General features: G+C 74.5%; 28 protein-coding genes. 5 read left to right on the top strand and 23 right to left on the bottom strand.

Translation table 11 applies throughout. The features are described from left to right. Positions 1 to 3: 3 nt before the first annotated feature. A complete protein-coding gene (locus tag H7344_RS06355) occupies positions 4 to 1,164 on the top strand; it encodes a PLP-dependent cysteine synthase family protein (protein ID WP_186345178.1) in 1,161 nt (386 codons plus the stop codon). A 34-nt stretch (positions 1,165 to 1,198) separates the two neighbouring features. Here H7344_RS06355 and H7344_RS06360 read toward each other — a convergent pair whose 3' ends face one another. The 4 genes from H7344_RS06360 to H7344_RS06375 are packed head-to-tail and all read right to left on the bottom strand — an operon-like array spanning position 1,199 to position 3,663. After that, complete coding sequence (locus tag H7344_RS06360) at positions 1,199 to 1,732, bottom strand: hypothetical protein (RefSeq protein WP_186345179.1); 534 nt, start codon at positions 1,730 to 1,732, stop codon at positions 1,199 to 1,201. Positions 1,733 to 1,783: 51 nt separating this feature from the next. Beyond that, a complete protein-coding gene (locus H7344_RS06365; protein WP_186345180.1) occupies positions 1,784 to 2,485 on the bottom strand; it encodes a hypothetical protein in 702 nt (233 codons plus the stop codon). A 12-nt stretch (positions 2,486 to 2,497) separates the two neighbouring features. Further along, positions 2,498 to 2,878 carry a DUF3037 domain-containing protein gene (locus tag H7344_RS06370; RefSeq protein ID WP_186345181.1) on the bottom strand — a complete coding sequence of 127 codons (381 nt, stop codon included), beginning with the start codon at positions 2,876 to 2,878 and terminating at the stop codon, positions 2,498 to 2,500. Next, positions 2,875 to 3,663: a HipA family kinase gene (locus H7344_RS06375; RefSeq protein WP_186345182.1), complete on the bottom strand. Its 789-nt coding sequence runs from the start codon at positions 3,661 to 3,663 to the stop codon at positions 2,875 to 2,877. The genes H7344_RS06370 and H7344_RS06375 overlap by 4 nt, the downstream gene beginning before the upstream one ends. A 141-nt stretch (positions 3,664 to 3,804) precedes the next feature. On the opposite strand from H7344_RS06375, the gene H7344_RS06380 reads away from it, so the two are divergent. Next, on the top strand, positions 3,805 to 4,497 hold the full coding sequence (locus H7344_RS06380) for a hypothetical protein (RefSeq protein WP_186345183.1): 693 nt from the start codon (positions 3,805 to 3,807) through the stop codon (positions 4,495 to 4,497). 116 nt (positions 4,498 to 4,613) lie between these two features. Here H7344_RS06380 and H7344_RS21090 read toward each other — a convergent pair whose 3' ends face one another. The 7 genes from H7344_RS21090 to H7344_RS06415 form a co-directional block, all read right to left on the bottom strand. Further along, on the bottom strand, positions 4,614 to 5,387 hold the full coding sequence (locus H7344_RS21090) for a regulatory protein RecX (protein ID WP_186345184.1): 774 nt from the start codon (positions 5,385 to 5,387) through the stop codon (positions 4,614 to 4,616). Between the two features lie 21 nt (positions 5,388 to 5,408). Then, entirely contained in the window at positions 5,409 to 6,461 is a 1,053-nt protein-coding gene (recA, locus tag H7344_RS06390; RefSeq protein ID WP_186345185.1) for a recombinase RecA, read from the bottom strand. Between the two features lie 129 nt (positions 6,462 to 6,590). After that, positions 6,591 to 7,025, bottom strand: a complete 435-nt coding sequence (locus tag H7344_RS06395) for a hypothetical protein (protein WP_186345186.1) — start codon at positions 7,023 to 7,025, stop codon at positions 6,591 to 6,593. Next, positions 7,022 to 8,155 carry a molybdopterin-dependent oxidoreductase gene (locus H7344_RS06400; RefSeq protein ID WP_186345187.1) on the bottom strand — a complete coding sequence of 378 codons (1,134 nt, stop codon included), beginning with the start codon at positions 8,153 to 8,155 and terminating at the stop codon, positions 7,022 to 7,024. Before H7344_RS06400 ends, H7344_RS06395 begins: the two co-directional genes overlap by 4 nt. Then, the gene (locus H7344_RS06405) at positions 8,152 to 8,832 is read right to left on the bottom strand and encodes a class I SAM-dependent methyltransferase (RefSeq protein ID WP_186345188.1); all 681 of its coding nucleotides are present in this window, start codon (positions 8,830 to 8,832) and stop codon (positions 8,152 to 8,154) included. The genes H7344_RS06400 and H7344_RS06405 overlap by 4 nt, the downstream gene beginning before the upstream one ends. After that, the gene (locus H7344_RS06410; RefSeq protein ID WP_186345189.1) at positions 8,829 to 9,473 is read right to left on the bottom strand and encodes a TIGR04282 family arsenosugar biosynthesis glycosyltransferase; all 645 of its coding nucleotides are present in this window, start codon (positions 9,471 to 9,473) and stop codon (positions 8,829 to 8,831) included. The genes H7344_RS06405 and H7344_RS06410 overlap by 4 nt, the downstream gene beginning before the upstream one ends. Beyond that, positions 9,470 to 10,123, bottom strand: coding sequence for a glycosyltransferase family 2 protein (locus H7344_RS06415; protein ID WP_268238546.1), 654 nt, complete (start codon positions 10,121 to 10,123; stop codon positions 9,470 to 9,472). Before H7344_RS06415 ends, H7344_RS06410 begins: the two co-directional genes overlap by 4 nt. Positions 10,124 to 10,196: 73 nt before the next feature. On the opposite strand from H7344_RS06415, the gene H7344_RS06420 reads away from it, so the two are divergent. After that, complete coding sequence (locus tag H7344_RS06420; protein WP_186345191.1) at positions 10,197 to 11,555, top strand: hypothetical protein; 1,359 nt, start codon at positions 10,197 to 10,199, stop codon at positions 11,553 to 11,555. A 116-nt stretch (positions 11,556 to 11,671) separates the two neighbouring features. On the opposite strand, the gene H7344_RS06425 is transcribed toward H7344_RS06420, so the two are convergent. From H7344_RS06425 to H7344_RS06440, 4 genes are all read right to left on the bottom strand, one after another. Continuing rightward, positions 11,672 to 12,727 (bottom strand): NAD-dependent epimerase/dehydratase family protein, encoded by a 1,056-nt coding sequence (locus tag H7344_RS06425; protein WP_186345192.1) that lies wholly within the window; start codon positions 12,725 to 12,727, stop codon positions 11,672 to 11,674. Continuing rightward, on the bottom strand, positions 12,727 to 13,515 hold the full coding sequence (locus H7344_RS06430) for an S-methyl-5'-thioadenosine phosphorylase (protein ID WP_186345193.1): 789 nt from the start codon (positions 13,513 to 13,515) through the stop codon (positions 12,727 to 12,729). Before H7344_RS06430 ends, H7344_RS06425 begins: the two co-directional genes overlap by 1 nt. 65 nt (positions 13,516 to 13,580) lie before the next feature. Then, positions 13,581 to 13,775 (bottom strand): DUF3046 domain-containing protein, encoded by a 195-nt coding sequence (locus H7344_RS06435; protein WP_186345194.1) that lies wholly within the window; start codon positions 13,773 to 13,775, stop codon positions 13,581 to 13,583. Positions 13,776 to 13,785: 10 nt separating this feature from the next. After that, a complete protein-coding gene (locus H7344_RS06440) occupies positions 13,786 to 14,355 on the bottom strand; it encodes a DinB family protein (RefSeq protein WP_186345195.1) in 570 nt (189 codons plus the stop codon). Between the two features lie 148 nt (positions 14,356 to 14,503). On the opposite strand from H7344_RS06440, the gene H7344_RS06445 reads away from it, so the two are divergent. Further along, positions 14,504 to 14,926: a GNAT family N-acetyltransferase gene (locus H7344_RS06445; protein ID WP_222130331.1), complete on the top strand. Its 423-nt coding sequence runs from the start codon at positions 14,504 to 14,506 to the stop codon at positions 14,924 to 14,926. A gap of 156 nt (positions 14,927 to 15,082) precedes the next feature. On the opposite strand, the gene H7344_RS06450 is transcribed toward H7344_RS06445, so the two are convergent. The 5 genes from H7344_RS06450 to H7344_RS06470 are packed head-to-tail and all read right to left on the bottom strand — an operon-like array spanning position 15,083 to position 19,186. Continuing rightward, complete coding sequence (locus H7344_RS06450; protein WP_186345196.1) at positions 15,083 to 15,889, bottom strand: ABC transporter permease; 807 nt, start codon at positions 15,887 to 15,889, stop codon at positions 15,083 to 15,085. Further along, positions 15,886 to 16,704 (bottom strand): ABC transporter permease, encoded by an 819-nt coding sequence (locus H7344_RS06455; protein ID WP_229707073.1) that lies wholly within the window; start codon positions 16,702 to 16,704, stop codon positions 15,886 to 15,888. Before H7344_RS06455 ends, H7344_RS06450 begins: the two co-directional genes overlap by 4 nt. Positions 16,705 to 16,711: 7 nt before the next feature. Beyond that, positions 16,712 to 17,662, bottom strand: a complete 951-nt coding sequence (locus H7344_RS06460; RefSeq protein WP_444544111.1) for an ABC transporter ATP-binding protein — start codon at positions 17,660 to 17,662, stop codon at positions 16,712 to 16,714. Between the two features lie 9 nt (positions 17,663 to 17,671). Continuing rightward, positions 17,672 to 18,727: a zinc-dependent alcohol dehydrogenase family protein gene (locus H7344_RS06465; RefSeq protein WP_186345197.1), complete on the bottom strand. Its 1,056-nt coding sequence runs from the start codon at positions 18,725 to 18,727 to the stop codon at positions 17,672 to 17,674. Between the two features lie 33 nt (positions 18,728 to 18,760). Further along, the gene (locus H7344_RS06470; RefSeq protein ID WP_186345198.1) at positions 18,761 to 19,186 is read right to left on the bottom strand and encodes a VOC family protein; all 426 of its coding nucleotides are present in this window, start codon (positions 19,184 to 19,186) and stop codon (positions 18,761 to 18,763) included. Between the two features lie 104 nt (positions 19,187 to 19,290). Here H7344_RS06470 and H7344_RS06475 point away from each other — a divergent pair, with 104 nt between their 5' ends. Continuing rightward, a complete protein-coding gene (locus H7344_RS06475; RefSeq protein WP_229707072.1) occupies positions 19,291 to 20,295 on the top strand; it encodes a helix-turn-helix transcriptional regulator in 1,005 nt (334 codons plus the stop codon). Here H7344_RS06475 and H7344_RS06480 read toward each other — a convergent pair. The 3 genes from H7344_RS06480 to H7344_RS06490 all read right to left on the bottom strand — a co-directional run bounded on the left by H7344_RS06480 (position 20,231) and on the right by H7344_RS06490 (position 23,469). After that, on the bottom strand, positions 20,231 to 20,899 hold the full coding sequence (locus H7344_RS06480) for a hypothetical protein (RefSeq protein WP_186345200.1): 669 nt from the start codon (positions 20,897 to 20,899) through the stop codon (positions 20,231 to 20,233). The genes H7344_RS06475 and H7344_RS06480 overlap by 65 nt on opposite strands. A 46-nt stretch (positions 20,900 to 20,945) precedes the next feature. Further along, a complete protein-coding gene (locus tag H7344_RS06485) occupies positions 20,946 to 23,153 on the bottom strand; it encodes a glycoside hydrolase family 3 C-terminal domain-containing protein (RefSeq protein WP_186345201.1) in 2,208 nt (735 codons plus the stop codon). An 85-nt stretch (positions 23,154 to 23,238) separates the two neighbouring features. After that, complete coding sequence (locus H7344_RS06490) at positions 23,239 to 23,469, bottom strand: hypothetical protein (RefSeq protein ID WP_186345202.1); 231 nt, start codon at positions 23,467 to 23,469, stop codon at positions 23,239 to 23,241. Positions 23,470 to 23,524: the final 55 nt, after the last annotated feature.

Below are 23,524 nucleotides of genomic sequence, written 5' to 3' on the forward strand. Positions count from 1 at the left end.
GACATGGACGCCACCCCGCCGGCCGGCACCCCCTCCCTGACCGGGCTGCCCGGTCTGCCAGGACTGCACAGCGTCGTCCGCTGCGACACCTCCGCGCGGGCCTGGGTCAGCTGGGCGGTCGGACGGCTCGACGCCGACGCGCACCGCAGCGCCGACACGCACCTGCTGCGGCTGCCGGCGCCCGCGAGCGCACCGGTCGGGGTCTACCTCAAGGACGAGTCGACCCACCCGACCGGCAGCCTCAAGCACCGGCTCGCGCGGTCGCTGGTGCTCTACGGCCTGTGCAACGGTGACATCGGCCCGCGCACCACGCTCGTCGACGCCTCGAGCGGGTCGACCGCGATCAGCGAGGCGTACTTCGCCCGCCTGCTCGGACTGCCCTTCGTCGCCGTCATGACCCGGACGACCAGCCCCGGGAAGATCGCGCTGATCGAGCGCGAGGGCGGCCGTTGCGAGCTCGTCGACGACGCGGGCGAGGTGTACGCCACCGCGCAGCGGCTCGCCGAGGAGTGCGGCGGGCACTACCTCGACCAGTTCACCAACGCCGAGCGGGCCACCGACTGGCGCGGCAACAACAACATCGCGGAGTCGATCTTCTCCCAGCTCGCCCGCGAGGAGCGTCCGGTCCCGGACTGGATCGTCGTCGGGGCAGGCACCGGCGGCACCAGCGCGACGATCGGTCGCTACGTCCGCTACCGCGGGTTGCCCACGCAGGTCGCGGTGGTCGACCCGGAGGGGTCGGCGTTCCTGCCGTCGTACGCCGGGGATCCGGCCGGCGCCGCCGCAGCCGTGGGCTCCCGGGTCGAGGGCATCGGGCGCCCGCGCGTGGAGCCGTCGTTCGTGCCGGGGGTGGTCGACCGGATGCTGGGCGTGCCGGACGCGGCGTCGGCGGCGGGGATGCGCTTCCTCGCCGAGCGGTTCGGGATGCAGGCGGGACCGTCGACGGGGACCAACCTCTACGGCGCGCTCCAGCTCGCGCTCGAGGTCCGCACCACCCAGGGCGCCGGCAGCGTCGTCACGCTGATGTGCGACCGCTCCGAGCGGTACGCCTCCACCTTCGCCGACGACGACTGGCTGCGGGCCCAGGACCTCGACCACCGGCCGTACCTCGCCGAGCTGGAGCGGGCCTGGGCCGCCCTCACCGGCGGTCTGGAGCTCGCCTAGCAGGGAACCGCCCGCGCAGCCCCTCCCGCGCGGGTCAGCCGCGGGCGATCCACCGGGTCGCGCCCCGGTCGCCCGGTGCGTAGTCGGAGTCGCCCGCGCCGTTCTCGGTCAGCACGGCCACGCGGATCGCGCCGTAGTCGCCGTCGTGCAGGCAGTCCGACGGCATGACCATCCGGGCGACGTCCCCGTTCCACCGCAGGCGGTAGCTGGTGCAGGTGACCGGGCTCGGCCCCGTGGTGGTGTCGGTGAAGGCGCCGGGCACGAGGTACTGGTCGATCGTGCCGTCACCTCCCGGCTCACCACGCTTCTCGGCGACGAGGCGCAGGCCGCGCGCGCCGCGGGGGTCGATGCTGACGATGAGGTCCCCGTTGCGCTCCGCAGCGAAGGCGACCCGCACGACGACGCGGTCGTCCTCGTTGTGGATCCGCACGCCGACGACGTCGAGCCGCTTGCCGCCCGGCGTGTCGCCCTTCGGGTCGTCGATCTCGATCCGCGCGGCGTGGGCGGGGCTCGCTGCCACGGCGAGAAGAGCGGTGGTCGCGGCGGCCGCGACGAGGGTCCTGAGCACGCCTGCACCCTCCCACGCCACACCCCGGGTGAGAAGGACCGCAGAGGCCCGTCAGTGGTGGGCCGCTGTCCAGACCCCGGGCACGGCGATGCGCCGCGGGTGGATCCCCGCCTCGAGGAGCCCGACGAGCGCCGCCGCGAGCTGCTCGGGCGGGCCGGCCGGGACCGGCACGTCGACCCCGTCCATCATGCTTCCCGCGTGGAAGGACAGGTGGACCGCGTCGCCGGCCCTCGGCGCGTAGGCGTGGAGGTCCGGGCGGAGCGCGCGCAGGTGGCGCAGGACCGCCCGGGGCCGTGTCTCCCAGGACCGGTCCGCGGTCGCGGCCTCGACCGCAGCGAGGTACTGACCGGCATCGAACCGGATCGTCGGCAGGTCGTGGGAGCGGTGGAAGACGTCGGCATCGGGGAACGCCGCGACCGGACCCAGCGGGTCGGGCCGGTCCCCGGGCTCCGGCAGGGCGGAGTGGTAGGCGCCGGTGATGGTGCGGAAGTCGCTCCAGCTGATCGTGTCGCCCCGCCGGCGTACCAGCCCGGCGACCACCGAGCAGCCGAACGTGCCGCAGCCGCAGCCGTAGAACGCCACCCGCGTCGGCGGGTCGGTCGGCACCAGCGCGCCGGTGTCCAGGATGTCGGCGGGGTCGTTGGCCGCGCTGTTGCCGTCCACCTCGAGCACGCGCTCCCCGTCCACGAGCAGGTGGACCTCGGGGTAGTTCGGCACGCCGCGCTCGATCTCGATGCGCAGGTGACTGAGCACGGGAGCCTGCCCTCAGCCGACGAGGCAGCCCAGCAGGTGCGCGAGCTGCTGGTCGGGGTCGGGGGTGACGCCACCGTGCACCGGTCCCGGCTGGATCACCGTGCTCTTGGGCGCCTTGAGGAAGCCGAACCGTTGGCCGATCGGGTGGCCGGCTGCCGCTCCCCCGCGCTCGTCCCCGGCGCAGACGCCCTCGACGAACCGCAGGGCGTCCCGCACCTGGGCCACGTCGATGCGCGGGTCCAGCGCCCGCAACCGGTCGTCGTCGACCTGCCAGGCGACCTGGAGGAAGTCGGCGGCCTGGCAGTAGACGACGACCCCGACGTTGAGGAACTCCTCGCGGTCCACGCGCGGGACGCAGCGCAGGACGACGTACTGGTAGGCGAGCCGGCTCATCGGGCCGCTCCCCCGGCGCCGGGCAGCCACGCGCGCGTGCCCAGCCGGGCGGACAGGAACGCGACGTACGCCGCCCGCACCTGCTCGGGCGTCTCCGCCCCCGGCACCGGCTCGAGCCAGGCGTCCGGCACCAGCGCGAGCACCTCGGGCAGGTCGTCGGGGCCGAGCAGCCCCGCGATCTCGGCGTCGGCGGCGGGCAGCCGGTCGGCGTGCGCGGCCAGCACGTGGTCGTCCATCCGCCACGGCTGTGCGGCGAACCGCTCGGCCGCGCCGTCCTTCTCCAGCGCCCCGCCCGGCCAGCCGTGGTGGAAGTACAGTGACGCACCGTGGTCGATCACCCACAGCTCGCCGTGCCAGACGAGGAGGTTGGGGTTGCGCCAGCTGCGGTCGACGTTCGCGCAGAACGCGTCGAGCCAGAGCACCTTCGCCGCGTCGTCGCCGCCGGCCCCGCCCACCTCGCCGTCGAAGCCGAACGAGCCGGGCAGGAAGTCGACCCCGAGGTTCAGGCCGACGCTCGCCACGAGCAGGTCCTGCACCTCCTCGTCGGCCTCGTACCGCGCGATCTCCGCGTCGAGGTCGAGCACGACCAGGCGCGGCGTCCGCAGGCCGATCCGGCGGGCGAGCTCGGCCACGACGACCTCGGCGACGAGCACCCGGACGCCCTGGCCGGCGCCGCGGAACTTGATGACGTAGGTGCCGAGGTCCTCGGCCTCCACGATCCCCGGCAGGCTCCCGCCCTCACGCAGCGGCGTGACGTAGCGGGTCACCGGAACCACGGGCAGCACCGGCGCAGCGTAGACGACAGCGGCCGTCGTGGGACCAGGCGGGCTGGTGGGGTTTGGGGGGCGCGGGGCGGAGGTAGGAGTGGCGAGCGGCTCGGGACGCCGCCCCCACCCACGACACGAAGAACAGAACAGGACACCGCCTTGCGCGTACGTCGCCTCCTCGCCGCCGTCGTCACGACCGGCCTCATCGCTCCGACCGCCGCCGTCGTCGCCACCTCCGCTCCCGCAGCGGCGGCGACCGCCACCCAGATCGTCAGCGGCTCCGAGGGCCGCTCCTGGCTTCACGTGAACAAGTACTCCGGGAAGGGTGCCGCGGTCTACAAGAGCGACACCATCTCGCTGTCCATCAACGTCGCCGACGCCGCCGGCGAGCAGGTCTACGACGGCGGCCTGACCGTCCAGCGCAAGCTGAAGGGCAACAAGACCTGGAAGACCATCGCGACCTCGACCTCCGCCTACCTCTACAAGACCGTCAAGGTCCTCGGCACGGGTTCCTACCGGGTGCTCTACGCCGGCAACGCCGAGTACGCCCCGGCGTCGGCCCAGAGCTCGGTGAAGGCCCAGCGCGACGTCGACATCAACGGCATCAGCGGCCGCAAGACCGGCTTCGAGGGCAAGCTCAGCCCGAAGGCGAAGGTCAAGATCATCGTGAAGAAGAAGGTCGGCAAGAAGTGGAAGAAGTTCCGCACCGCCGCCTCGAGCAACAAGGGCCGCTTCCGCGTCGTCCTGCCGGCGCCGGGTCGCCGCGGCGCGAAGTTCCGTTGGCAGATCACCTTCAAGGGCAGCAAGGGCTTCGCCGCCACCAAGATCAAGGGCACGACCTACCGCTACTGAGCGGCGTCTGGTCACCAGACCGGCCCCCAGCAGCAACACCGGCCTGACGGGCCGGGCACCCGGCATCGGCCGGTGCCCGGCCCGTTCGGCTTCCGGCCCGATCGCCGGCCGGCCGGTCAGTCGAGGTCGGGCAGCTCGTCCGGCTCGTCGCGGCCGGCTTGCGCGAGCTCGTCGCGGACGACGGCGTAGGCCAGCCCGCCGCCGTACCCCTTGCGGGCGAGCATGCCGACCAGCCGTCGGGTGGCGGTGACGTCGTCGACGCGGGCCAGCGAGCGGAGCTTGCGGCGGACCAGCGCGCGCGCCGCGGCCTCCTCGTCGGCCGGGTCGATGTCGTCCAGCGCCTCGCGGGCGACCTCGTCGGCCACGCCCTTGCGGCGCAGCTCCTGCGCCAGGGCGCGCTTGGCCAGCAGGCGGCCGCCGCCGGAGCCCGCCGAGCCGCGGCTGGCGATCCAGGACCGGGCGAAGGCCTCGTCGTCGATCAGCCCGACCTCCTCGAACCGGTCGAGCAGCCGGTTCGCGAGGTCGGCCGGCACGTCCTTGGCCTCGAGCTTGTCGGCCAGCTGCTGGCGGGAGCGGGCCTGGCCGGTCAGCTGGTCGAGCAGGATCTTGCGGGCCACCGCCTCCGGGTCGGCTGGCGGGCCGGCGGCTACGGGGTCCTCGGGCGGTGGCCCGTCCGGGTCGCGGCGGCCGCGGCCGCGGCGGGTGCCGGTGGTGCGCCTGGCCCGCTTGCTCGCCGGGTCTCGAGACGGTCGCCGCGCGACCTCCTCGAACGGCCGGGAGTCGACGGGCCGGGATTCCGGGGCGGACGCGCGCTGGGTCCACGCGTCCACCCCGTCGGAGACGTCACCGAGCCACGACGGGGGTGGCCGGTCGTCGCGGAAGTCGGGCACCAGCCCTCCTCAGCGTCCCGCTCAGAAGTCCTCGACGCCCACCGGCGCGGCCGGGAGGTCGGCCTCGGCGTCGACGGTCGGGCCGACACCGAGCTTCTCGAGGATCTTCTTCTCCAGCTCGTTGGCGAGGTCGGGGTTGTCGCGCAGGAAGTTCCGCGCGTTCTCCTTGCCCTGGCCGAGCTGGTCGCCCTCGTAGGTGTACCAAGCGCCGGCCTTGCGGACCAGGCCCGCCTCGACGCCGACGTCGATGAGGCCACCCTCGCGGCTGATCCCCTTGCCGTACATGATGTCGAACTCGGCCTGCTTGAACGGCGGGGCGACCTTGTTCTTCACGACCTTGACCCGGGTCCGGTTGCCGACCATGTCGGTGCCGTCCTTGAGGGTCTCGATGCGACGCACGTCGAGGCGGACCGAGGAGTAGAACTTCAGCGCGCGACCACCGGTCGTGGTCTCCGGCGAGCCGAACATCACGCCGATCTTCTCGCGCAGCTGGTTGATGAAGATCGCGGTGGTCTTGGAGTTGTTGAGCGCACCGGTCATCTTCCGGAGCGCCTGGCTCATCAGGCGGGCCTGCAGGCCGACGTGGCTGTCGCCCATCTCGCCCTCGATCTCGGCGCGGGGCACGAGCGCGGCCACCGAGTCGATGACGATCAGGTCGAGCGCGCCCGAGCGGATCAGCATGTCGGCGATCTCCAGCGCCTGCTCACCGGAGTCGGGCTGGGAGACGAGCAGGGCGTCGGTGTCGACGCCGAGGTTCTTGGCGTACTCCGGGTCGAGCGCGTGCTCGGCGTCGATGAACGCCACGATGCCGCCGGCGCGCTGGGCGCTGGCCACCGCGTGCAGGGCGACGGTCGTCTTGCCGGAGGACTCCGGGCCGTAGATCTCCACCACACGGCCGCGCGGCAGGCCGCCGAGGCCGAGGGCGACGTCCAGGGCGATGGCCCCGGTCGGGATCACCTCGAGCGGGGCGCGCGTCTCGTCGCCGAGCCGCATCACCGAGCCCTTGCCGAACTGCCGCTCGATGTTGGCGAGCGCGGTGTCCAGCGCCTTGTCGCGGTTGTCTCCACCAGCCATGGGGGTCTTCCTCGTCTCTCGTCGGGTTGCAGGCACGTCTCCGACGCTAGAGCGAGCCACCGACAACGCCTGGTCAGCGTGTCGCGAGCTGTGGACGGCCTCGCTCCGCGTCGTGCCTGTGCACACAACCTAGCCCGAACGCGTGTTCGAACCCCGCTCGACACGCCGCGCCCCCAACCGGCTGCGCACCAGCGTCGCAGTGACCACCCCCGCCAGCACCAGCCCCGCCAGCACGAGCCACCCGGCGGTGTAGTCGCGGTCGAGCAGCGTGGGGTTGTCCGCCCGCGCGCCGAACCGCCCCAGCACCGGCACCGCGAGCAGCGTGACCGAGCCGAGCACGACCAGCCCGGCGGCGGCCGGCCCGCGCGCCGCCCACGGCAGCCACCGGGTCGCGACCACGCCGAGCACGAGCACCGTCGGCACCAGCACCGCGTCGTGCAGGACCGCCCCCGCGACCAGCCAGGTGGCGACGTCGAGCAGGTCGGACTCCCGGGTCACCAGCAACCACCCGCCGTACGCCGTCAGCGCGACGCCTAGCGCGCCGAGCGCGACCCGCGCGGTCACGCCGACACCTCCAGCCGGTCGAGCCACTTGGTCTGGAGGACCCCGGGGCGGTTCGGGGCGATCAACCGGGCGGGGTAGCCGTGGTCGAGGGCCAACGGCTCGCCGCCGAGCGCCAGCGCGACCAGCGTGCGGTCGTCGTCGGCGAAGCCGGCCTGGAGGACCGTGGTGCGGAACGGGCCGGACTCCTGGAGCGACCGGACGACCACGTCGCTCCCCCGCGGCGCGCCGACCCGGTCGAGCAGGTCGCGCACCCGCACGCCGGTCCAGGTGCCCGACGCGCTCCACCCCTCGACGCAGGCGATCGGCAGGTCCTCGGTGCGCTGCTCGAGCGCCAGCAGGTCCTCGCGGGTCAGCCGCACCGACCGGTCGCCGTGGGTGACGGTGAGCGCCCAGCCGGGCGCGGTCGCGGACGCCGTGACCCCAGCGGCCGCGGCGGACTTGTTGACCGGCAGCCCCTGCGGTCCGTCGCCGGAGCGGACGCCGAGCACCGAGACCTCCCGCAGCCACGGGACGGCCTGCCCGGCGGTGGCGAGAGCGGCGACGCCGGCGGCCAGCCAGGTCGAGCGGAGCAGGCCGCGCCGGGTCAGGACCGATGGGCGCGCCTCGTGCTCGAGCGGCCGGCGCAGCTCGTCGCGCACGATCGCCAGCTTGATGCCGACGTGCAGCACGAGCGAGCCGGCGGCCACCCAGGCGACGGCGTAGTGGGTGGTGCGGAAGGAGAAGGACCAGGGGTACCACTGGGCGGAGTTCGCCAGCCCGGTCGCCAGCATGAAGACCGCGGAGGCGACCAGCACGAGCACCGAGAGCCGCTCGAGCGCGGTCACGAGCAGGTGCCGGACGTCGAGCCGCGCCGGCCGGTCGAAGAGCCGGGGGTAGACCGTCCACAGCTTCACCAGCAGCAGCGGCACCGCGACCGTACCGGTGACGACGTGCAGGCCCTGGGTGAACCGGTAGCCCCACGCGGGACCGGGCGGGAACGGCACGGGCTGGGAGGGCTGCTGGGCGTAGTGGCTGAGCAGTCCGGTGAGGAAGCAGATGCCGAAGCAGACACCGAGGGCCGGGCCGACCCGGGCGGCGAGCGCCGGGCCGTGCAGCCGCGAGGTGAAGTCCTCGGGTGCTGGCGCCCTCACGGCGCCGACGACGCGGATGGCCGTCGAGGCGTCAGCACCGCCACCCAGCGGCCTCCGTGCTCGGCGGTCTCGTGGACGTCCAGACCGACGGCCCCGGCGACGGGCTCGATGTCGTCGATGCCCAGCACCGCCCAGCGGAAGGGCCGGCTGAGCGCGTCGTCGCACTGGAGACGAGCCCAGGCCGAGCTCCGCCGGACCCCGGGCGGAGCCAGCTCCACCACGACGCGACCGCCCGGACCGAGCAGCCCTGCGGCGCGGGCGAGCAGCGCCTCCGGGTCGCCGCCGATGCCGATGTTGCCGTCCGCCAGCAGCGCGGTGCGCCACAGGCCCTCCCCCGGGAGCTTGTCGGCGAGCACGTCGCGGCGGAGGGCGTCGACGCCGCGCTCGCGGGTCTGCCCGACGGCCTCGTGGACGACGTCGATGCCGAGCACGACGTGCCCGAGGCCGGCGAGGGCCGCGGCCAGCCGACCGGGCCCGCAGCCGATGTCGAGGGTCGGGCCGTCGCAGTGGGCCAGGATCGCGAGGTCGTCGGCGTCGGCCTCGGCGGTCCACGACGCGACCGGCAGCGGCTCGGGCACGTCGCTCAGCCCGACCACCGCGCAGGGCTGGCCGCGCAGGGCGGAGGAGAACACGGTCGAGAACGACTCCGTGGTGAGGGGCTTGTCGGAGAGGGTCATGCGGTCACCGCCCGCCAGGTGTGGGTGAAGTGCGTCTCCGGCGCCGCGCCGGCGACCGCCTCCGCGTCGGCGAGCGTGTCGACGTCGCGCAGCACCGGCGCGCTCCCCACCGGCACTCCGGCGTCTGCCAGCGCGGCCCGCGTGTCGTCGTACGTCGACGGCGTGGACATCTCGACACCGGCCAGCACCCGGGCGACCGCGGGGTCGCGGAGCGCCAGCACCCACCAGCCGCCGTCCTCGGCCGGGCCGAGGACGCCCGGGTGCTCGGCCAGCCCGGCAGCGACGTCCAGGAGCAGGGCGGGGGTGACCTGCGGGGTGTCCATGCCGACCTGCACGACCGGTCCCGGCCCCTCGGCGTGCGCGTGCGCGAGCCGCTCGGCGAAGCCGTCGCCGACCTGCTGGGTGACCCACCAGCCCGCCAGCCGGCGCCGGATCCGCTCACCGTGCACGGCGTCGTCGAGGTCACCGGCGAGCGAGAGGTGGCACTGCTGCGGCCCGACGGCGTCAGCACAGGCCGCCAGCGTGTCGAGCAGCGACGCGGCCGCGACCTCCGCGGCTCGCTCCGGGCCGATGTCGCGGGCCAGCCGCGTCTTGACCAGCCCGGGCACGGGCGCCTTGGCGACGACGAGGACGCGGGTCATCTGTCCAGCACCTTCCAGAAGTCCCGTGCGGCGCGCACGGTGCCCCGCACCGAGCCGGACACCTTCGAGCGCGTGCCCTCGGCGCGGGGGTGGTAGGAGACGTCGCGCTCGGACACGCGCCAGCCCGCGAGCGCCACCTTCTGCAGCAGCTCGACGGGGTAGCCGAAGCGGCGGTCCTGGATGTCCAACGCGAGGAGTTCGTCGCGGCGCGAGACCCGGATGGGTGCGATGTCGTGGACGTCGGTGTGGATGCGGCGGCGCAGCCAGGCCAGGATCAGCGCGTTGCCGGCGCGCGCGTGCCACGGCCACACGCCGCGGCGCACGGGACGGCGGCGGCCGACCGCCATGTCGTACCGCCCCGACCGCACGTCCTCGAGCAGCGGCAGCAGCTCCTCGGGGTCGAAGGAGCCGTCGCCGTCCATGAACGCCACGTGGTCGCGGGTGGCGGCGAGCAGGCCGGAGTGCACGGCCGCCCCGTACCCCGGCACCGGCTCGGTCACGACCCGCGCCCCCAGCCGGCGGGCGACGTCGGCGGTGCCGTCGGTGGAGCCGTTGTCCACCACGACCACGGCGAACTCCGACGGGACCCGCGGCAGCAGCGCGGCCAGGGCCGGTGCTTCGTCGCGGCAGGGCAGCACGAGGTCGCACACCGGGCTGCCGCCGACCGTGGGCGGGCCGCCCTCTGTCGCACCGTCTGTCACACGCACTCCGTAAGGTCTGGTCATGACCGCGACCCGCCGCGCCGGCCTCGGCCTGCTCGCCGCGGCGCTGCTGGTCGCCGTCGCCTTCGCAGTACCCCAATTCGCCGACTGGCAGGTCTGGCCCCGCGCACCGCGCTCGATGTCGGACCTCGCGATCCCGCCGCTGCACGGCCTGTGGGAGCCGAAGTGGGCCGGCCCGGGCACCCTGCCCGCGGTCGTGCTGGCGCTGCTCGGGTGGCGGTACGCCGCCGGGCTGGCCGAGCGGCTGCCGTGGCGCCGCCTGCTCGTCACGGCGTACGCCGCGGGGCTGGGGTGGATGCTCGCGCTCGCGCTGGTGGACGGCGAGTCGGGGCTGACCCGGGTGCTGGGCAGCGACGTGGAGTACCTCCCGACCGCCCGCGAGGTCGACGACGTCGGCGAGCTGCTGCGCACCTACGTCGACCGGATCCCCTACTCCGCGGCGCCCGACAACTGGCCCACCCACGTCGCCGGCCACCCGCCGCTGGCGCTGCTGTTCTTCGTCGGGCTGGTGCGGGTCGGGCTCGGCGGCGACCTGGCCGCGGCCCTGGTCGTCGTGGTGCTCGCCGCCACCACCGCTCCCCTGGTGCTCGCGACCCTGCGCGTGCTCGGCGCGGAGGCGGCGGCCCGGCGGGCTGCGCCGTTCCTCGTGCTGGCGCCGGCCGCGGTCTTCATGGCGGTCTCGGCCGACGCGCTCTTCGGCGCCGTTGCGGCCGCCGGGCTGCTGTGCCTGGCGCTGGGCGCGACCCGCTGGCGCGGCTCGGGCGGCTCGGGCGGCTCGACTCGCGCCGGGGTCGCCTGGTCGGCGCTGGCCGGGCTGCTGCTCGGTTGCTGCGTGATGCTGTCCTACGGGCTCGGGCTGCTCGGGTTCCTCGCGGTCGCGGTGCTGGTGCTCGGCCGCGCGTGGCAGCCGCTACCGGTGGCGGCGGGCGCGGCACTGGTGGTGGTGCTGGGGTTCGCGGCGGCCGGGTTCGCGTGGTGGGAGGCCTACCCGGTGCTCCACGACCGCTACTGGGAGGGCATCGCAGCCGACCGCCCGGCGGCGTACTGGATGTGGGGCAACCTCGCCGCCCTGCTCGTCTGCACCGGCCCCCTGCTGGGCTCCGGCCTCGCGTTGCTGGGCCGCGACGCGTTCCGGCACGAGCGGGTCGTCGTGCTGCTCGCGGGTGCCGCCCTCCTGGCGATCGCCGCGGCCGACCTGTCGCGGATGAGCAAGGCCGAGGTCGAGCGGATCTGGCTGCCGTTCGTGCCGTGGCTGATGCTGACGACCGCGCTGCTTCCCGAGCGGTGGCGGCGCTGGGGGCTCGGGCTGCAGCTGGTCTTCGCGCTGGTCGTGCAGCACCTGCTCTACACGAGCTGGTGACCGCTCCCCGGAAGACATCTCGGGGCAGTCCTGCACATATCGGGGGAGATCTACCCCGATATGTGCAGGGGTCACCGGTTGACCGGTGACCCCTGCAGCCCTCCGCCGGCAGACTGCTACGCCCGCAACGGAGCCGTCGCGAACGCCGGCAGGCCGTCCTGGGGACGCACCTGGGCGCTGAAGCCGAGCTCGGCGCGGGCGCGCTCGGGCGAGGCGACGACGTGCCGCACGTCGCCGAGGCGGTAGCCGCCGGTGACCTCGGGCTCGATCCGCCGGCCGGAGGCCTCGCCCGTGCCGTCGGCGACCAGCCGGGCGACGTCGAGGATGGTGACCGGCTCGCCGGAGCAGACGTTGTACGCCGCGAAGGAGCCGCCGGCCGCGCCGGCCACGGCGTCGATCGCGGCGAGGTTGGCGCGCGCGACGTCGTCGACATGGACGAAGTCGCGGACCTGGCCGCCGTCCTCGAAGACCTGCGGCGCCTCCCCGCGCTCGAGGGAGGAGCGGAACATCGCCGCGACGCCGGAGTACGGCGTGTCCCGCGGCATGCCGGGCCCGTAGACGTTGTGGTAGCGCAGGGCCACGGCGGCCGCGTCGGCCTGCCGGACCCACGCGGCGGAGTAGTGCTCCTGGGCGAGCTTGCTGGCGGCGTACGTGCTGCGCGGGTCCAGGCGCGCGGACTCGTCGACGGTCTCCCAGGACAGCGGACGGCCGCAGGTGGCGCAGTGGTTCTCGAAGTCGCCGGCGTCGAGCGCCTCGCGGCGGCGTGGCGGCGGCACCTGGTCGCCGTGCTCGGGGCAGGCGTAGCGACCCTCGCCGTAGACGACCATCGAGGAGGCGAGCACGAGCCGGTCGATGCCCGCCTCGTGCATGGCGGCGAGCAGCGCGGCGGTGCCGAGGTCGTTGTGGGCGGCGTAGTGCGGCAGGTCGGCGACCGTGACGCCGGCCCCGACGAGCGCGGCCTGGTGGCAGACGACGTCGATCCCGTCGAGCAGGTCGGGCCAGTCCCCCGCGTCCCGCACGTCCAGGGCGTGGGTGCCGGCCGGCGGCTCGGCCGACCCGTGCGCGTTGTCGAGCATGACGTCGACGCGCACGACTTCGTCGCCGCGCTCCTCGAGCTGTCGGCCGATCGCTGCGCCGATGAACCCGGCCGAGCCGGTGAGCAGGACCCGCATCACGGCACCTCGTAGGTCAGGTTGATGCCGTCGGCCCAGCCGCTGCACGAGCAGCCATCGGGGTCGGGCAGCGCGGCGACGACGTCGGCGAGCAGGCCCTTGAGGCGCTCGAGGTTCTCGCGGAACCGCGCGAAGACCTCCTCCTGGCCGACGCCCGACCCGTGCTCGACGCCGGCGTCCATGTCGGTGACCAGCGCGATCGCGGCGTAGCACTGCCGCATCTCCCGGGCGAGCGCCGCCTCGGGCGCGCCGGTCATGTTGATCAGGTCCCAGCCCTGCGCAGCGTAGTGCTGCGACTCGGCGCGGGTGGAGAACCGCGGCCCCTCGACGACCACCATCGTGCCGCCGTCGGCGATCCCGTCGCCGGCGCTCACCACCGTCTCCCGCAGCCGCCCGCAGTAGGGGTCGGCGAAGGGCAGGTGCACCGCACCGGACTCCACGAAGCTGCCGATCCGCCGGTGGGTCCGGTCCACGAGCTGGTCGGGCACCACGACGTCGCCGGGCGCGACGGTGTCGCGCAGGCCGCCGACCGCGCAGGGGGCGAGCACCTGGCGCACGCCGAGCGAGCGCAGCGCCCAGGCGTTGGCGCGGTAGTTGATGCCGTGCGGCGGGTGGGCGTGGTCCGCCCCGTGCCGGGGCAGGAACGCCACCCGCCGGCCCGCGACGGTCCCGACCGCCAGGGGCGAGGACGGCGCGCCGTAGGGCGTCTCGACGGCCACCTCCTCGGGGTCGTCGAGGAACGAGTAGAAGCCGGTGCCGCCGATCACGGCGACGTCTGCGCGGGTCATGGCGCCACGGTGCCCGGTCCGGGGCGATGGGACGCGCGCGGGCTCACTTCTCGGTCACGCGTCGGTCACCTCTCGGTGGCGGGGAGCTCCAGCGCGGACCAGACCGCGGCCCAGACCTGCTTGGGCGAGACGCCCGCGTCGAGCGCCTCGCGGGCGGTCCGGCCGCCGAGCTCGGACATCACGAACTGGTCGGCCCACACCTCGTAGTAGCCGCGTCCCACCGCGCGCTCGAGCCGCGCCCAGAACTCGGTGTGTCGCATGCACCCATTCTCACCGGCGGCTCAACCTGACGTCCCATCGGTGGTGGACCAGGTCGTGCAGGTGGTAGCGCGCCAGCGTGTCGACCGTGAACGCGCTGCCGTTGCTGCGCAGCCCTCGGCGCTCCCAGGCGTCGTCGGGGACGGCGTCGTACGCCGCCGCGACCCGCTCCGCGGCCCCGACCAGCTGCGGCAGGACCGCCTCGGGCCGCTGGAGGTCGTAGCGGTCCGCCGCGGCGGTGGCGTCCTGGTCCCAGTTCTCGAAGGTCGGCGTCTCCTCCGCCAGCATGAGTGCGACGCGCTCGGCGAAGACGCGGTGCACGTCGCGGACGTGGCAGGCGTACTCGGTGGGCGACCAGGTCGCGGGGTCGGGCCGCTCGGTGGTCCCCGGCCCGGCCAGCACCTGCTCCCACGCGACGGCGTCCTCGCGCACCAGCGCGCCGAGCCGCCCGCGGTCGATCGAGGCGGCGTCGTACCCGCAGTCGGGGCAGGGTCGCGCCAGCACCCACGTCCAGTCCTTGCTGTCCGGCTCCGGTGCGTCAGGTGCCTCGGGTGCCTCGGGTGCGGGGCTGGGTGTGGTCATGCCCGCATCCTCCCGTGCGTGCCGGCCGCCCGCCGCCGACTTCCTGCCGTCGTCCGTCAGGATGCCGCCATGCCCGCGCCCGTCCTGGTCCGTCCCGCCGTCGCCGCCGACCTGCCGGCGGTCGCCGCGATCGATCTATGACCACCAGGTGCTGAGCGGCGTCGCGACGTTCGACCTCGAGCCGCAGGGCACGGCGTACTGGGAGCAGCGACTGGCCGCCCTCGGCCCGGGCGACCACCTGCTCGTGGCGGAGGAGGCCGGCGTCGTGCTCGGGTACGCCGCGTCGTCGCCGTACCGCCCGCGACCCGCCTACGCCCGCACCCGCGAGGCGTCGGTCCACCTCGACCCGGCCGCCCAGGGGCGCGGCGTCGGCACGACCCTCTACGCGCGCCTGCTCGACCTGCTCCGCGCCGACGGCATCCGCACCGTCCTCGCCGTCGTCGCGCTGCCCAACCCCGCCAGCCAGGCCCTGCACCGCCGCAGCGGCTTCGAGCCGGTCGGCGTGCTCCGCGAGGTCGGCCGCAAGCACGACCGCTGGATCGACACCGAGCTCTGGCAGTGCCGGCTCTGACCGGCGGGGTCGGGGCCACCCGCGCGACACAACCGCGCAATTGCGCCGGAGCAGCGCCTCGACCACCGTCGACCGCGACACAACCGCGCAATTTGCGCCGTAGTCGCCGCCACGACCCGGGCCGACCCGACCACCCGTCGACCGACCCGGGCGAGGTCAGGTGAGCAGCAGCGAGTCCAGCCGGCGGCGGACGACGTACAGCCCGACGAGCCCCATGACGACGAGGTAGACCACCGAGACGGCCGAGGACCACGACAGCGCGCCGGTGGTGAGCTCGCGGCACAGCACGACCCCGCGGTAGAGCGGCGTGCACTCGACCACCCAGCGCAGCCAGCCGTCGAACGCGGTGATCGGGAAGAACGTGGCCGAGAAGAGGAACAGCGGCACCTGGACGAGGGTGATCTTGTCGAAGTCCTGCCAGCTCTTCATGAAGGTCGTCAGGGCCATGCACACCGCGCTGAACGCGAAGCCGATGAGCAGCGCGGCCGGCAGCGCGAGCAGCGCCCACCAGGAGTCGATGAGCCCCATCGCGAGCATGACGAGCAGGAACGCCGCGGAGTAGCTGCCGCCGCGCAGCTGGCCCCAGACGATCTCGGAGCGGGCGATGTCGGAGGTGGTCAGCGGGGTCGCGAGGACCTGGTCGTAGAGCTTGTCGTACTTCAGCTTGAAGAAGACGTTGTAGGTGCTGTCCAGCAGCGCGCCGTTGAACGCGGACGCGGCGAGCATCGCGGGCGCGACGAACGCGGCGTACGGCACCTCCTGGCCGTTGAAGGTGAAGGAGTCGATGAGCTGGCCGACGCCGATGCCGATGGAGAACAGGTAGAAGACCGGCTCGAGGAAACCGGTGAGGAAGAGCTTCCAGTGCTCGCGGTAGACGATGTAGTTGCGCAGGACGAGCAGCCGCAGCGCCTGCCAGGCGGTCGGCGGCGGGAGCGGCTCGCGCGGGGTGAAGACGTCGCTCACGAGACCAGCCGCTTCCGCAGCCCGGTGACCGACCAGGACCACCCGAGGACGCACAGCACGAGCAGCACGGCGACGTTCACGCCGGCCAGCCACCAGGTGACGTTGTCGAGGGCGAGCATCCGCGAGAGGTTCACCCCGTGCCACAGCGGCGTGAGCCGGGCGACCCACGACCCGACGGCGCCGAGGTTGTCGACGGGGAAGAACGCGCCGGAGAAGAGGAACAGCGGGAAGACGCCGAGCCGGAAGAGGAGCCCGAACGCCGACTCCGACTGCAGCCGCGCCGTGAAGCCGTAGACGAGCCCGGCGAAGGCCATGCCGGTCAGCACCTGGGCGAGGAAGGCGAGGAACGGCCCCCACCACGACTCGTAGACGCCGAACGGCGCCAGCACCGCGGTGAAGACCGCGCACGTCGTGACCAGCCGGAACAACACGAAGCCGAGCGTCGCCCCGACGAGGTGGCCGACCTGGAGCGGGGTCGCGAGCATCGAGTCGTAGACCTTCTGCCACTTGATCAACCCCATGACGGGGTACGTCGTCTCCCCCACGGCGGTCTGCATGGCGTGGGCGGCGATGAGGCCGGGGACGACGAAGGCGAGGTACGACGAGGCGCCCTCGAGCTGGTCGGGGTCGCCCTCGATGAAGCCGCCGAGGATGACGCCCATCGCGACGACGTAGAACAGCGGGGCGAGGAACGAGCTGACCACCGAGGAGCGCCAGGTGCGCTTGTAGACCGTCCACCAGTAGTCGGCCTGCCGCGCGATGCCGGTCCACAGCGGCAGGTCGCCGCGGGCGTCGGGGTCGGTCCGGGGCGTCACGGGCACCTCAGTCCACCAACGTCCGGCCGGTGAGCCGCAGGAACACGTCCTCCAGCGTGGAGCGTCGCACCAGCGTCGCCACTGGCCGCAGCCCGCGCTCGAGCGTCTTCGCCACGACCTCCTCACCGTCGGCGCTGTAGACGAGCAACCGGTCGGGCAGCACCTCGACCCGTTCGCCGAGGTCCGCGACCTTCTCCGCGACCGCCTCGTGCGAGCCGCCCTCGGCCGCGACGCCGAACCGCAGCTCGGCCACCTCCCGGGTGGAGTGCTCGCGGATCAGGTCCAGCGGCGACCCCTCGGCCGCGATCCGGCCCTTGTCCATGACGACCAGCCGGTCGCAGAGCTGCTCGGCCTCGTCCATGTAGTGCGTGGTGATGACGAGCGTGACGCCGGCCTGCTTGAGCCGGAACAGCCGGTCCCACAGCACGTGCCGGGCCTGCGGGTCCAGGCCGGTCGTCGGCTCGTCGAGGAGCAGCAGGTCGGGGCGGTTGACCAGCGAGCGGGCGATGGTGAGCCGGCGCTTCATGCCGCCGGAGAGGTCCTCGACCTTCGCGTCGGCCTTGTCGGTCAGCTGCACGAACTCCAGCAGCTCGTCGACCCGCTCGCGCACCTCCTTCTTCGGCATCCCGAAGTAGCGGCCGTAGATGTAGAGGTTGTCGCGGACGTTCAGCTCGGTGTCGAGGGTGTCCTCCTGCGGGCAGACCCCGAGCCTGCTGCGGATCGCCGGCCCGTCGACGGCCGGGTCCATGCCGAGGATCCGCAGCTCGCCGCCGCTGACCGGCGAGACGGCGGCGACCATCCGCATCGTCGAGGACTTGCCCGCGCCGTTCGGGCCGAGGAAGCCGAACGCCTCGCCACGGCGCACGTCGACGTCGATCCCGCGCACCGCCTCGAAGTCGCCGAAGGACTTGCGCAGGCCGCGCGCGGAGATCATCGAGGTCGAGGTGTCCACTGCCACGGCGGCACCCTAGACGGCGCCGGGGACACCCCCGGGCAGGATGACCGTGATGCCCGGCCCGGCCGCGCCCGGCGTGCCCAGCGCCGCGAGCGCGTCGGGGGCCTCGGCCAGGCCGATCCGGCGGGTGACGAGCGCGGCGGGGTCGAGCGTGCCGGCGGTGACGAGGTCGAGCATGGCGGGGTACTCCGCCGCCGACATCCCGTGCGAGCCCAGCACCGCGAGCTCCTGGGCGACCACGACGTCCATCGGCAGCGGCGGCGCGGCGTGCTCGCCGAGCAGGAGGCCGACCTGCACGTGCCGGCCACGGCGGCGCAGCGAGCGGACCGAGGCCGCCGCGGTCGTCGGCGACCCGACGGCGTCGATCGAGACGTGCGCCCCGCCCCCGGTGAGGCCGCGGACGGCGTCGGCGACCGGGACCGCGGCCGGGTCGACCACCTCGGCCCCGAGCGCCCGGGCGGCCTCCCGGGCTGCGGGGTCGAGGTCGGTCGCCACGACCGATGCGCCCAGCGCGACGCCGATCATCACCGCCGAGAGGCCGACGCCGCCGCAGCCGTGCACGGCGAGGTGCTGACCGGCGCGCAGGTCGCCGTGCGCCCGCAGGGCGCGGTACGACGTCGCGAACCGGCACCCGAGCGCCGCGGCCGCCGCGAGGTCCAGCTCGTCGGGCACCCGGACCAGGTTGGTGTCCGCGGCCGGCACGGCGACCCGCTCGGCCCACGACCCGGCGTACGTGAACCCCGGCTGCTGCTGGTCCGGGCACACCTGGTGCTCCCCCGCCGCGCACCACGCGCAGCGTCCGCACGCGACGACGAACGGCACGGTCACGCGGTCGCCGACCGACCAGCCGCGGACCTGCGGCCCGACCTCCGCGACCGTGCCGGCGAGCTCGTGGCCCGGCACCATCGGCAGCGGCACGGGGTCGTGGCCCTGCCAGGCGTGCCAGTCCGACCGGCACACGCCGGTCGCGGTCACCTGCACCACGACCCCGTCGGCCGGGCAGGCCGGCTCCGCCACGTCCTCGACGGTCGGCCGCTCGCCGTACGTCCGGTAGACCACCGCATCCATGGGCCGGAGCGTAGGAGACCGGCCGGGGACGGCTCAGGCGGGCTGGTATGTCGCCGCGACGTCGAGCACCCACGTGACGCCGAACGGGTCGCGGACCATGCCGTAGAGCCGCGCCCAGCCCGCCGGCGCGAGCGGCACCACGACGGTCCCGTGCTCGGCGAGCCGCTCCCAGTAGCCGGTGACCTCGTCGACGTCGTCGCCGCGGACGGACACGAAGTAGGACCCCTGGCCCTGCTCCCACGGCAGCGCGGACGGGACGTCGTACGCCATCACACGGAAGCCGGCGTCGGAGACCACCTGGCCCCACATGACCCGGTCGGCCTCCGCCTCGTCCTGCACGGCGGAGGCGTCGCGGTAGGTCACGACAGTCAGCTCGCCGCCGAAGACCGAGCGGTAGAGCTCCAGCGCGGCCCGGGCCTCGCCGCGCAGGTTGACGTGGGTGGTGGTGCTGATCGACATGGGTTCTCCTTCGAGGATGCTGGCGGGCCGGTCGGTCCGCCACGACGCGACTCAACCGGTCGATCAGGTCAGGTCCTGTCCGCTCCGTGCACCAGGCTGTCCTCGTGTCCACCACCGGCCGGCTGCTCTCGCTCCTGTCCCTGCTCCAGGCGCGCCGGGACTGGCCGGGCCCGGCGCTGGCGCGGCGGCTGGAGGTGAGCGAGCGGACGGTACGCCGTGACGTCGAGCGGCTGCGCGACCTCGGCTACCGGATCGAGACGGCGCGCGGGCCCGACGGCGGCTACCGGCTCGGCGCCGGCCCCGACCTGCCGCCGCTCCTGCTCGACGACGGGCAGGCGGTCGCGCTCGCGGTCGCGCTGCAGACCGCCACCGCGTCCGGCGCGGCCGTCGCGGACGACGCCGCCCGGGCGCTCGCGACCGTCCGGCAGGTGATGCCCTCGCGGCTGCGGCACCGGGTCGACGCGGTGCAGGTGTCGACGGTGGGCCGCCCCTCGGGAGACGCAGCGGACCCTGCGGTGATCGCCGTGCTGACCACGGCGGTGCGCGACCGCGAGGTGCTGCGGTTCGACCACCGCCCGGTCGACGCCGGTGCGGACGGCCCGCGCGACCCCGACGCCCCGCCCCGCCGGGTCGAGCCGCACCACGTGGTGACGCGGGCGGGCCGGTGGTACCTCGTCGGCTTCGACCTCGACCGCGACGACTGGCGGGTCTTCCGCGTCGACCGCATCGCGCCGCGCACCCCGACCGGCCCGCGCTTCACGCCGCGTGACCTGCCCGGCGACGCCGACGTGGCGACGTACCTGACCGGGCGGCTCCGCGGGTCGACGGGCTCCGCCGGGGACTGGCCGTGTCGCGGCGAGGTGGTGCTCGCGCTCCCGGCAGCGGAGGTCGTCCCGTTCGCCTCCGACGGCATGGTCGAGGCGCTCGGCCCCGACCGCTGCCGACTCGTCGTCGGGTCGTGGTCCTGGGCCGGACTGGTCGCGCTCGTGACCCGGTTCGGTGCGGACTTCGAGGTGGTCGGCCCGCGGGAGCTGCGCGACGAGGTCAGGCGGACGGCGGAGCGGCTGTCGCGGGCAGGGGCTCGAGCGGGACCTCCTTCGCCCACCTGACCTCGCCGTCGGCGTCGACGTGGACCATCGCCAGACGCAGGTCGCGCTCCGGTGCCGATGTGGGCAGCGCGGCCCGGGGCAGGCGGTAGACGAGCGTGCCGGCGCCGATGGTCCGAGCCCGGAGCCCGAGCGCGTCGGCGTCCGAGGTCCAGCCACCCGGCACGCGCCGGTCGGCCGTCAGGGCCAGCCACGGGTAGTGCTCGGCCAGCGCGTCGTAGGCACCCGACCAGTTCGCACCCGTCTCCTCCCCCGGCGCCCAGGCGCTGTCCGCCGGGACCGGGCGGGCCGGCTCGAGGCGGCCGTCGAGGAGGATGAACTCGTACCAGCCGTCGGGGTCGGGCGAGCCCGACCACTCCACCCGCACGGCGACGCCCTGCGGCCCCGGCAGGGCCGGCCGCCGCGGTCCGCCGGCCGCCTCCACCGCGTCCGCGAAGGCCCGGCCGCGGGCGGCCGCCACCTGGGCGCCGACCTGCACGTCGTCGCCGCCGTGCGCCCACTCCTCGTCGCGACGGTGGTCGCGCACCCACACCACCACGACCAGCGTCACCACCAGCACGGCGGCCACCGCCGCCACCCACGTCCGTCCCGTCCAGCGACGAGCCACGCCGACCACCTCCGGTCCCGAGTCCCTGGCGAGGGTAGTCGCGGCCTCAGCCCATCCGCACCGAGTCGCGCAGGCGGAGGTCGCGGGAGTGCGGCCCGACGAGCACGCCGTAGCGGCCCGGGTCGACCGCCCACCGGTCGCGGCGGCTGTCCCAGCGGGCGAACGCGCGGCGGTCCAGGCGCACCCGCACCTGCGTCGACCGGCCCGCGGCCAGGCGCACCTTGCGGAACCCCTTGAGCTGGCGCGGCGGCTCCCCGCGGCCGGCCGGTGCGGCGACGTACACCTGCGGGACGTCGGCGCCGGCCCGCCCGCCGGTGTTGGTCACCCGGAACGAGACGACCGCGCCGGCGCCGTCGCGACGCACGGCGAGGCCGGAGTAGCGGAAGCGCGTGTAGCCGAGGCCGTAGCCGAAGGGGAACATCGGCTCCTTCCGCTTGGCGTCGAACCAGCGGTAGCCGACCAGCAGGCCCTCGGAGTACGTCGCCCGGCCGGCCTTGCCGGGGTACTGCGCCCGCGTGAACGGCACCTGCCGCTCGGCGGTCGGGAAGGTCTGGGGCAGCCGGCCGCCGGGCTCGCGGACGCCGTAGAGCACGTCGGCCAGGGCGTTGCCGTGCTCGAGGCCGCCGTACCACGGGACCAGGACGGCGCCGGCCTTCGCCAGCCACGGCATCCGCACCGGGCCGCCGACGTCGAGGACGACGACGGTCCGCGGGTTGGCGGCGGTGGCCGCCTCGATCATCCGCTCCTGCTCGATGGGGATCGCGCTGCAGAAGACCGTGAGGCACACGCTGGGCCGCAGGCCGAGGTCCGGCCGGTCGGAGCCCTCGGTCGCGCCGTCGGTGGCGACGACGACCGCCACGTCGGCCGCCGCGGCCGCGAGCCGGGCGTCGAGGCCGGTCGAGCCCTCGACGTACACGACGCGGTCACCGTTCCGTGCCGCCTGCGCGAGGATGCCTTGCAGCGGCGAGACGACGCGCGGCGGCAGGCCCGAGCCGTGCGACGAGCCGCCCCCAGCTGTGGCGTTGGCCGCGCCGACCGGGTTGGCGGCCCAGCCGATCACGGCGCTGGTGCGCCCGCCGGCCCGGTCGAGCGGGAGCAGGGCGCTGCGGTTCTTGAGCAGGACAGTGCCCTCGGCAGCCACCCGGCGGGCGAGGGAGAGGTGGGCCGGCGAGCTGACGTCCCGGATGAACGGCAGCAGACCGGGGCGCACCGGCCGGTCGAAGAGCCCGTGCTCGAACATCGGTCGCACGATGTTGCGGACCATGTCGTCCAGTCGCGCGCGCGTCAGCGCACCGCTGCGGAGCGCGGCGCGGAGATGGTCGGCGCCGAAGAACCGGTTGCCCGCGCCGTAGATGCCGCCGGTCGGCAGCGGGCTCTCGACGGCGTTCATCTCCAGGTCCAGCCCGGCCATCGCCGAGCGGGCGGTGGAGTGCACCGCGCCCCAGTCGGAGACCACGAACCCGTCGAAGCCCCAGTCGTCGCGGAGCACCTTGGTGAGGAGCGCGTCGTTCTGGCAGGCGTAGGGACCGTTGACGCGGTTGTAGGCGCACATGACCGAGCCGACCCGGGCCTCCTTGACCGCGGCCTCGAACGCGGGAAGGTAGATCTCCCGCATCGCCCGCTCGCCGACGCGTGCGTCCACGGTCATCCGGTCGGTCTCCTGATTGTTGACCGCGAAGTGCTTGGCATCGGCCAGCACCGGGTTGTCCTGGATGCCCCTGATCACCGAGACCGCGGTGCGCGCCGCGAGGTGCGGGTCCTCGCCGAAGTACTCGAAGTTGCGGCCGCCGAACGACGTCCGCGCGATGTTCATCCCGGGCGCGAGCATCACGTTGATGCCCTTCTGGTGCGCCTCCTTGCCGATCGCGCGGCCGAGCCGACGCTGAAGCACGGGGTCCCAGGTGGAGGCCTGCGCGACGCCGGAGGGGAACGTCGTGGTCGCGATCTGCAGGCCCGCCACGCCGGACCCGGCGTCGCTGAGGACAAGGTCGGGGATGCACAGCTCCGGCGTCGCGCCGACGTGGCCGGCCGTGCCGTAGTAGAGGAACCACGGCGGGTCGTCGAAGGTGAGCATGTGGAGCTTCTGCGGCAGGTCCATCGCCGCCACCAGGGCGTCGGCGCGCTGGTCCGCGGTCTTGCCGCGGTCCATCCACGCCGCGCACGGACCGGCGGCCGCCTGGGCAGCCCCTGCCGTGCCGGGCACGGGCGCCAGGGCGCCCGCTCCCGCGACGACCATCGCCACCACTGCTGCCACCGCTGTCGCCAGACGTCTCGTCACGCGACGTACAACGGCCGGACGTGACAGCAGTCACGCCACCTCACCTGGGCGGAGCGGCGCCTCAGGCGCCGGTGGGCGTGTGGCTGGCCTGCTCGGAGGTGCGGGCGCCGGTCTGGCCGAACTCGCCCTGGGTGCCCTCCGGGTCCTCGGTGCGGGCGTCGGACTCCTCGAGGATCGCCTCGGCCTGGGCCTCGGGGTCCGCGCTGCCGACGGTCTCCTCCTCGGGCAGGAGCTCCGCGCGGCGGTCGATGCGGTCCTGGTCCGTGGCGTCGTGCTGGTGCTCGTGGCTCATGCTCCCGAACGTACCCGGGCAACGGTCCGCACAAGCGCCCTGCGGCGCCTCCGAC

The sequence above is a fragment of the Nocardioides deserti genome (assembly GCF_014266025.1).
Classification (GTDB): Bacteria; Actinomycetota; Actinomycetes; order Propionibacteriales; family Nocardioidaceae; genus Nocardioides; species Nocardioides deserti.

Bases quoted from the DNA above. Each gene is read 5' to 3' on its own strand.
- H7344_RS06430 (WP_186345193.1), bottom strand. From the start codon at position 13,515: ATGACCCGCGCAGACGTCGCCGTGATCGGCGGCACCGGCTTCTACTCG.
- H7344_RS06440 (WP_186345195.1), bottom strand. From the start codon at position 14,355: ATGACCACACCCAGCCCCGCACCCGAGGCACCCGAGGCACCTGACGCA.
- H7344_RS06465 (WP_186345197.1), bottom strand. From the start codon at position 18,727: ATGGATGCGGTGGTCTACCGGACGTACGGCGAGCGGCCGACCGTCGAG.
- recA (WP_186345185.1), bottom strand. From the start codon at position 6,461: ATGGCTGGTGGAGACAACCGCGACAAGGCGCTGGACACCGCGCTCGCC.
- H7344_RS06470 (WP_186345198.1), bottom strand. From the start codon at position 19,186: ATGTCGATCAGCACCACCACCCACGTCAACCTGCGCGGCGAGGCCCGG.
- H7344_RS06435 (WP_186345194.1), bottom strand. From the start codon at position 13,775: ATGCGACACACCGAGTTCTGGGCGCGGCTCGAGCGCGCGGTGGGACGC.
- H7344_RS06405 (WP_186345188.1), bottom strand. From the start codon at position 8,832: ATGACCCTCTCCGACAAGCCCCTCACCACGGAGTCGTTCTCGACCGTG.
- H7344_RS06425 (WP_186345192.1), bottom strand. From the start codon at position 12,727: ATGCGGGTCCTGCTCACCGGCTCGGCCGGGTTCATCGGCGCAGCGATC.
- H7344_RS06370 (WP_186345181.1), bottom strand. From the start codon at position 2,878: ATGAGCCGGCTCGCCTACCAGTACGTCGTCCTGCGCTGCGTCCCGCGC.
- H7344_RS06490 (WP_186345202.1), bottom strand. From the start codon at position 23,469: ATGAGCCACGAGCACCAGCACGACGCCACGGACCAGGACCGCATCGAC.
- H7344_RS06355 (WP_186345178.1), top strand. From the start codon at position 4: ATGGACGCCACCCCGCCGGCCGGCACCCCCTCCCTGACCGGGCTGCCC.
- H7344_RS06410 (WP_186345189.1), bottom strand. From the start codon at position 9,473: ATGACCCGCGTCCTCGTCGTCGCCAAGGCGCCCGTGCCCGGGCTGGTC.
- H7344_RS06420 (WP_186345191.1), top strand. From the start codon at position 10,197: ATGACCGCGACCCGCCGCGCCGGCCTCGGCCTGCTCGCCGCGGCGCTG.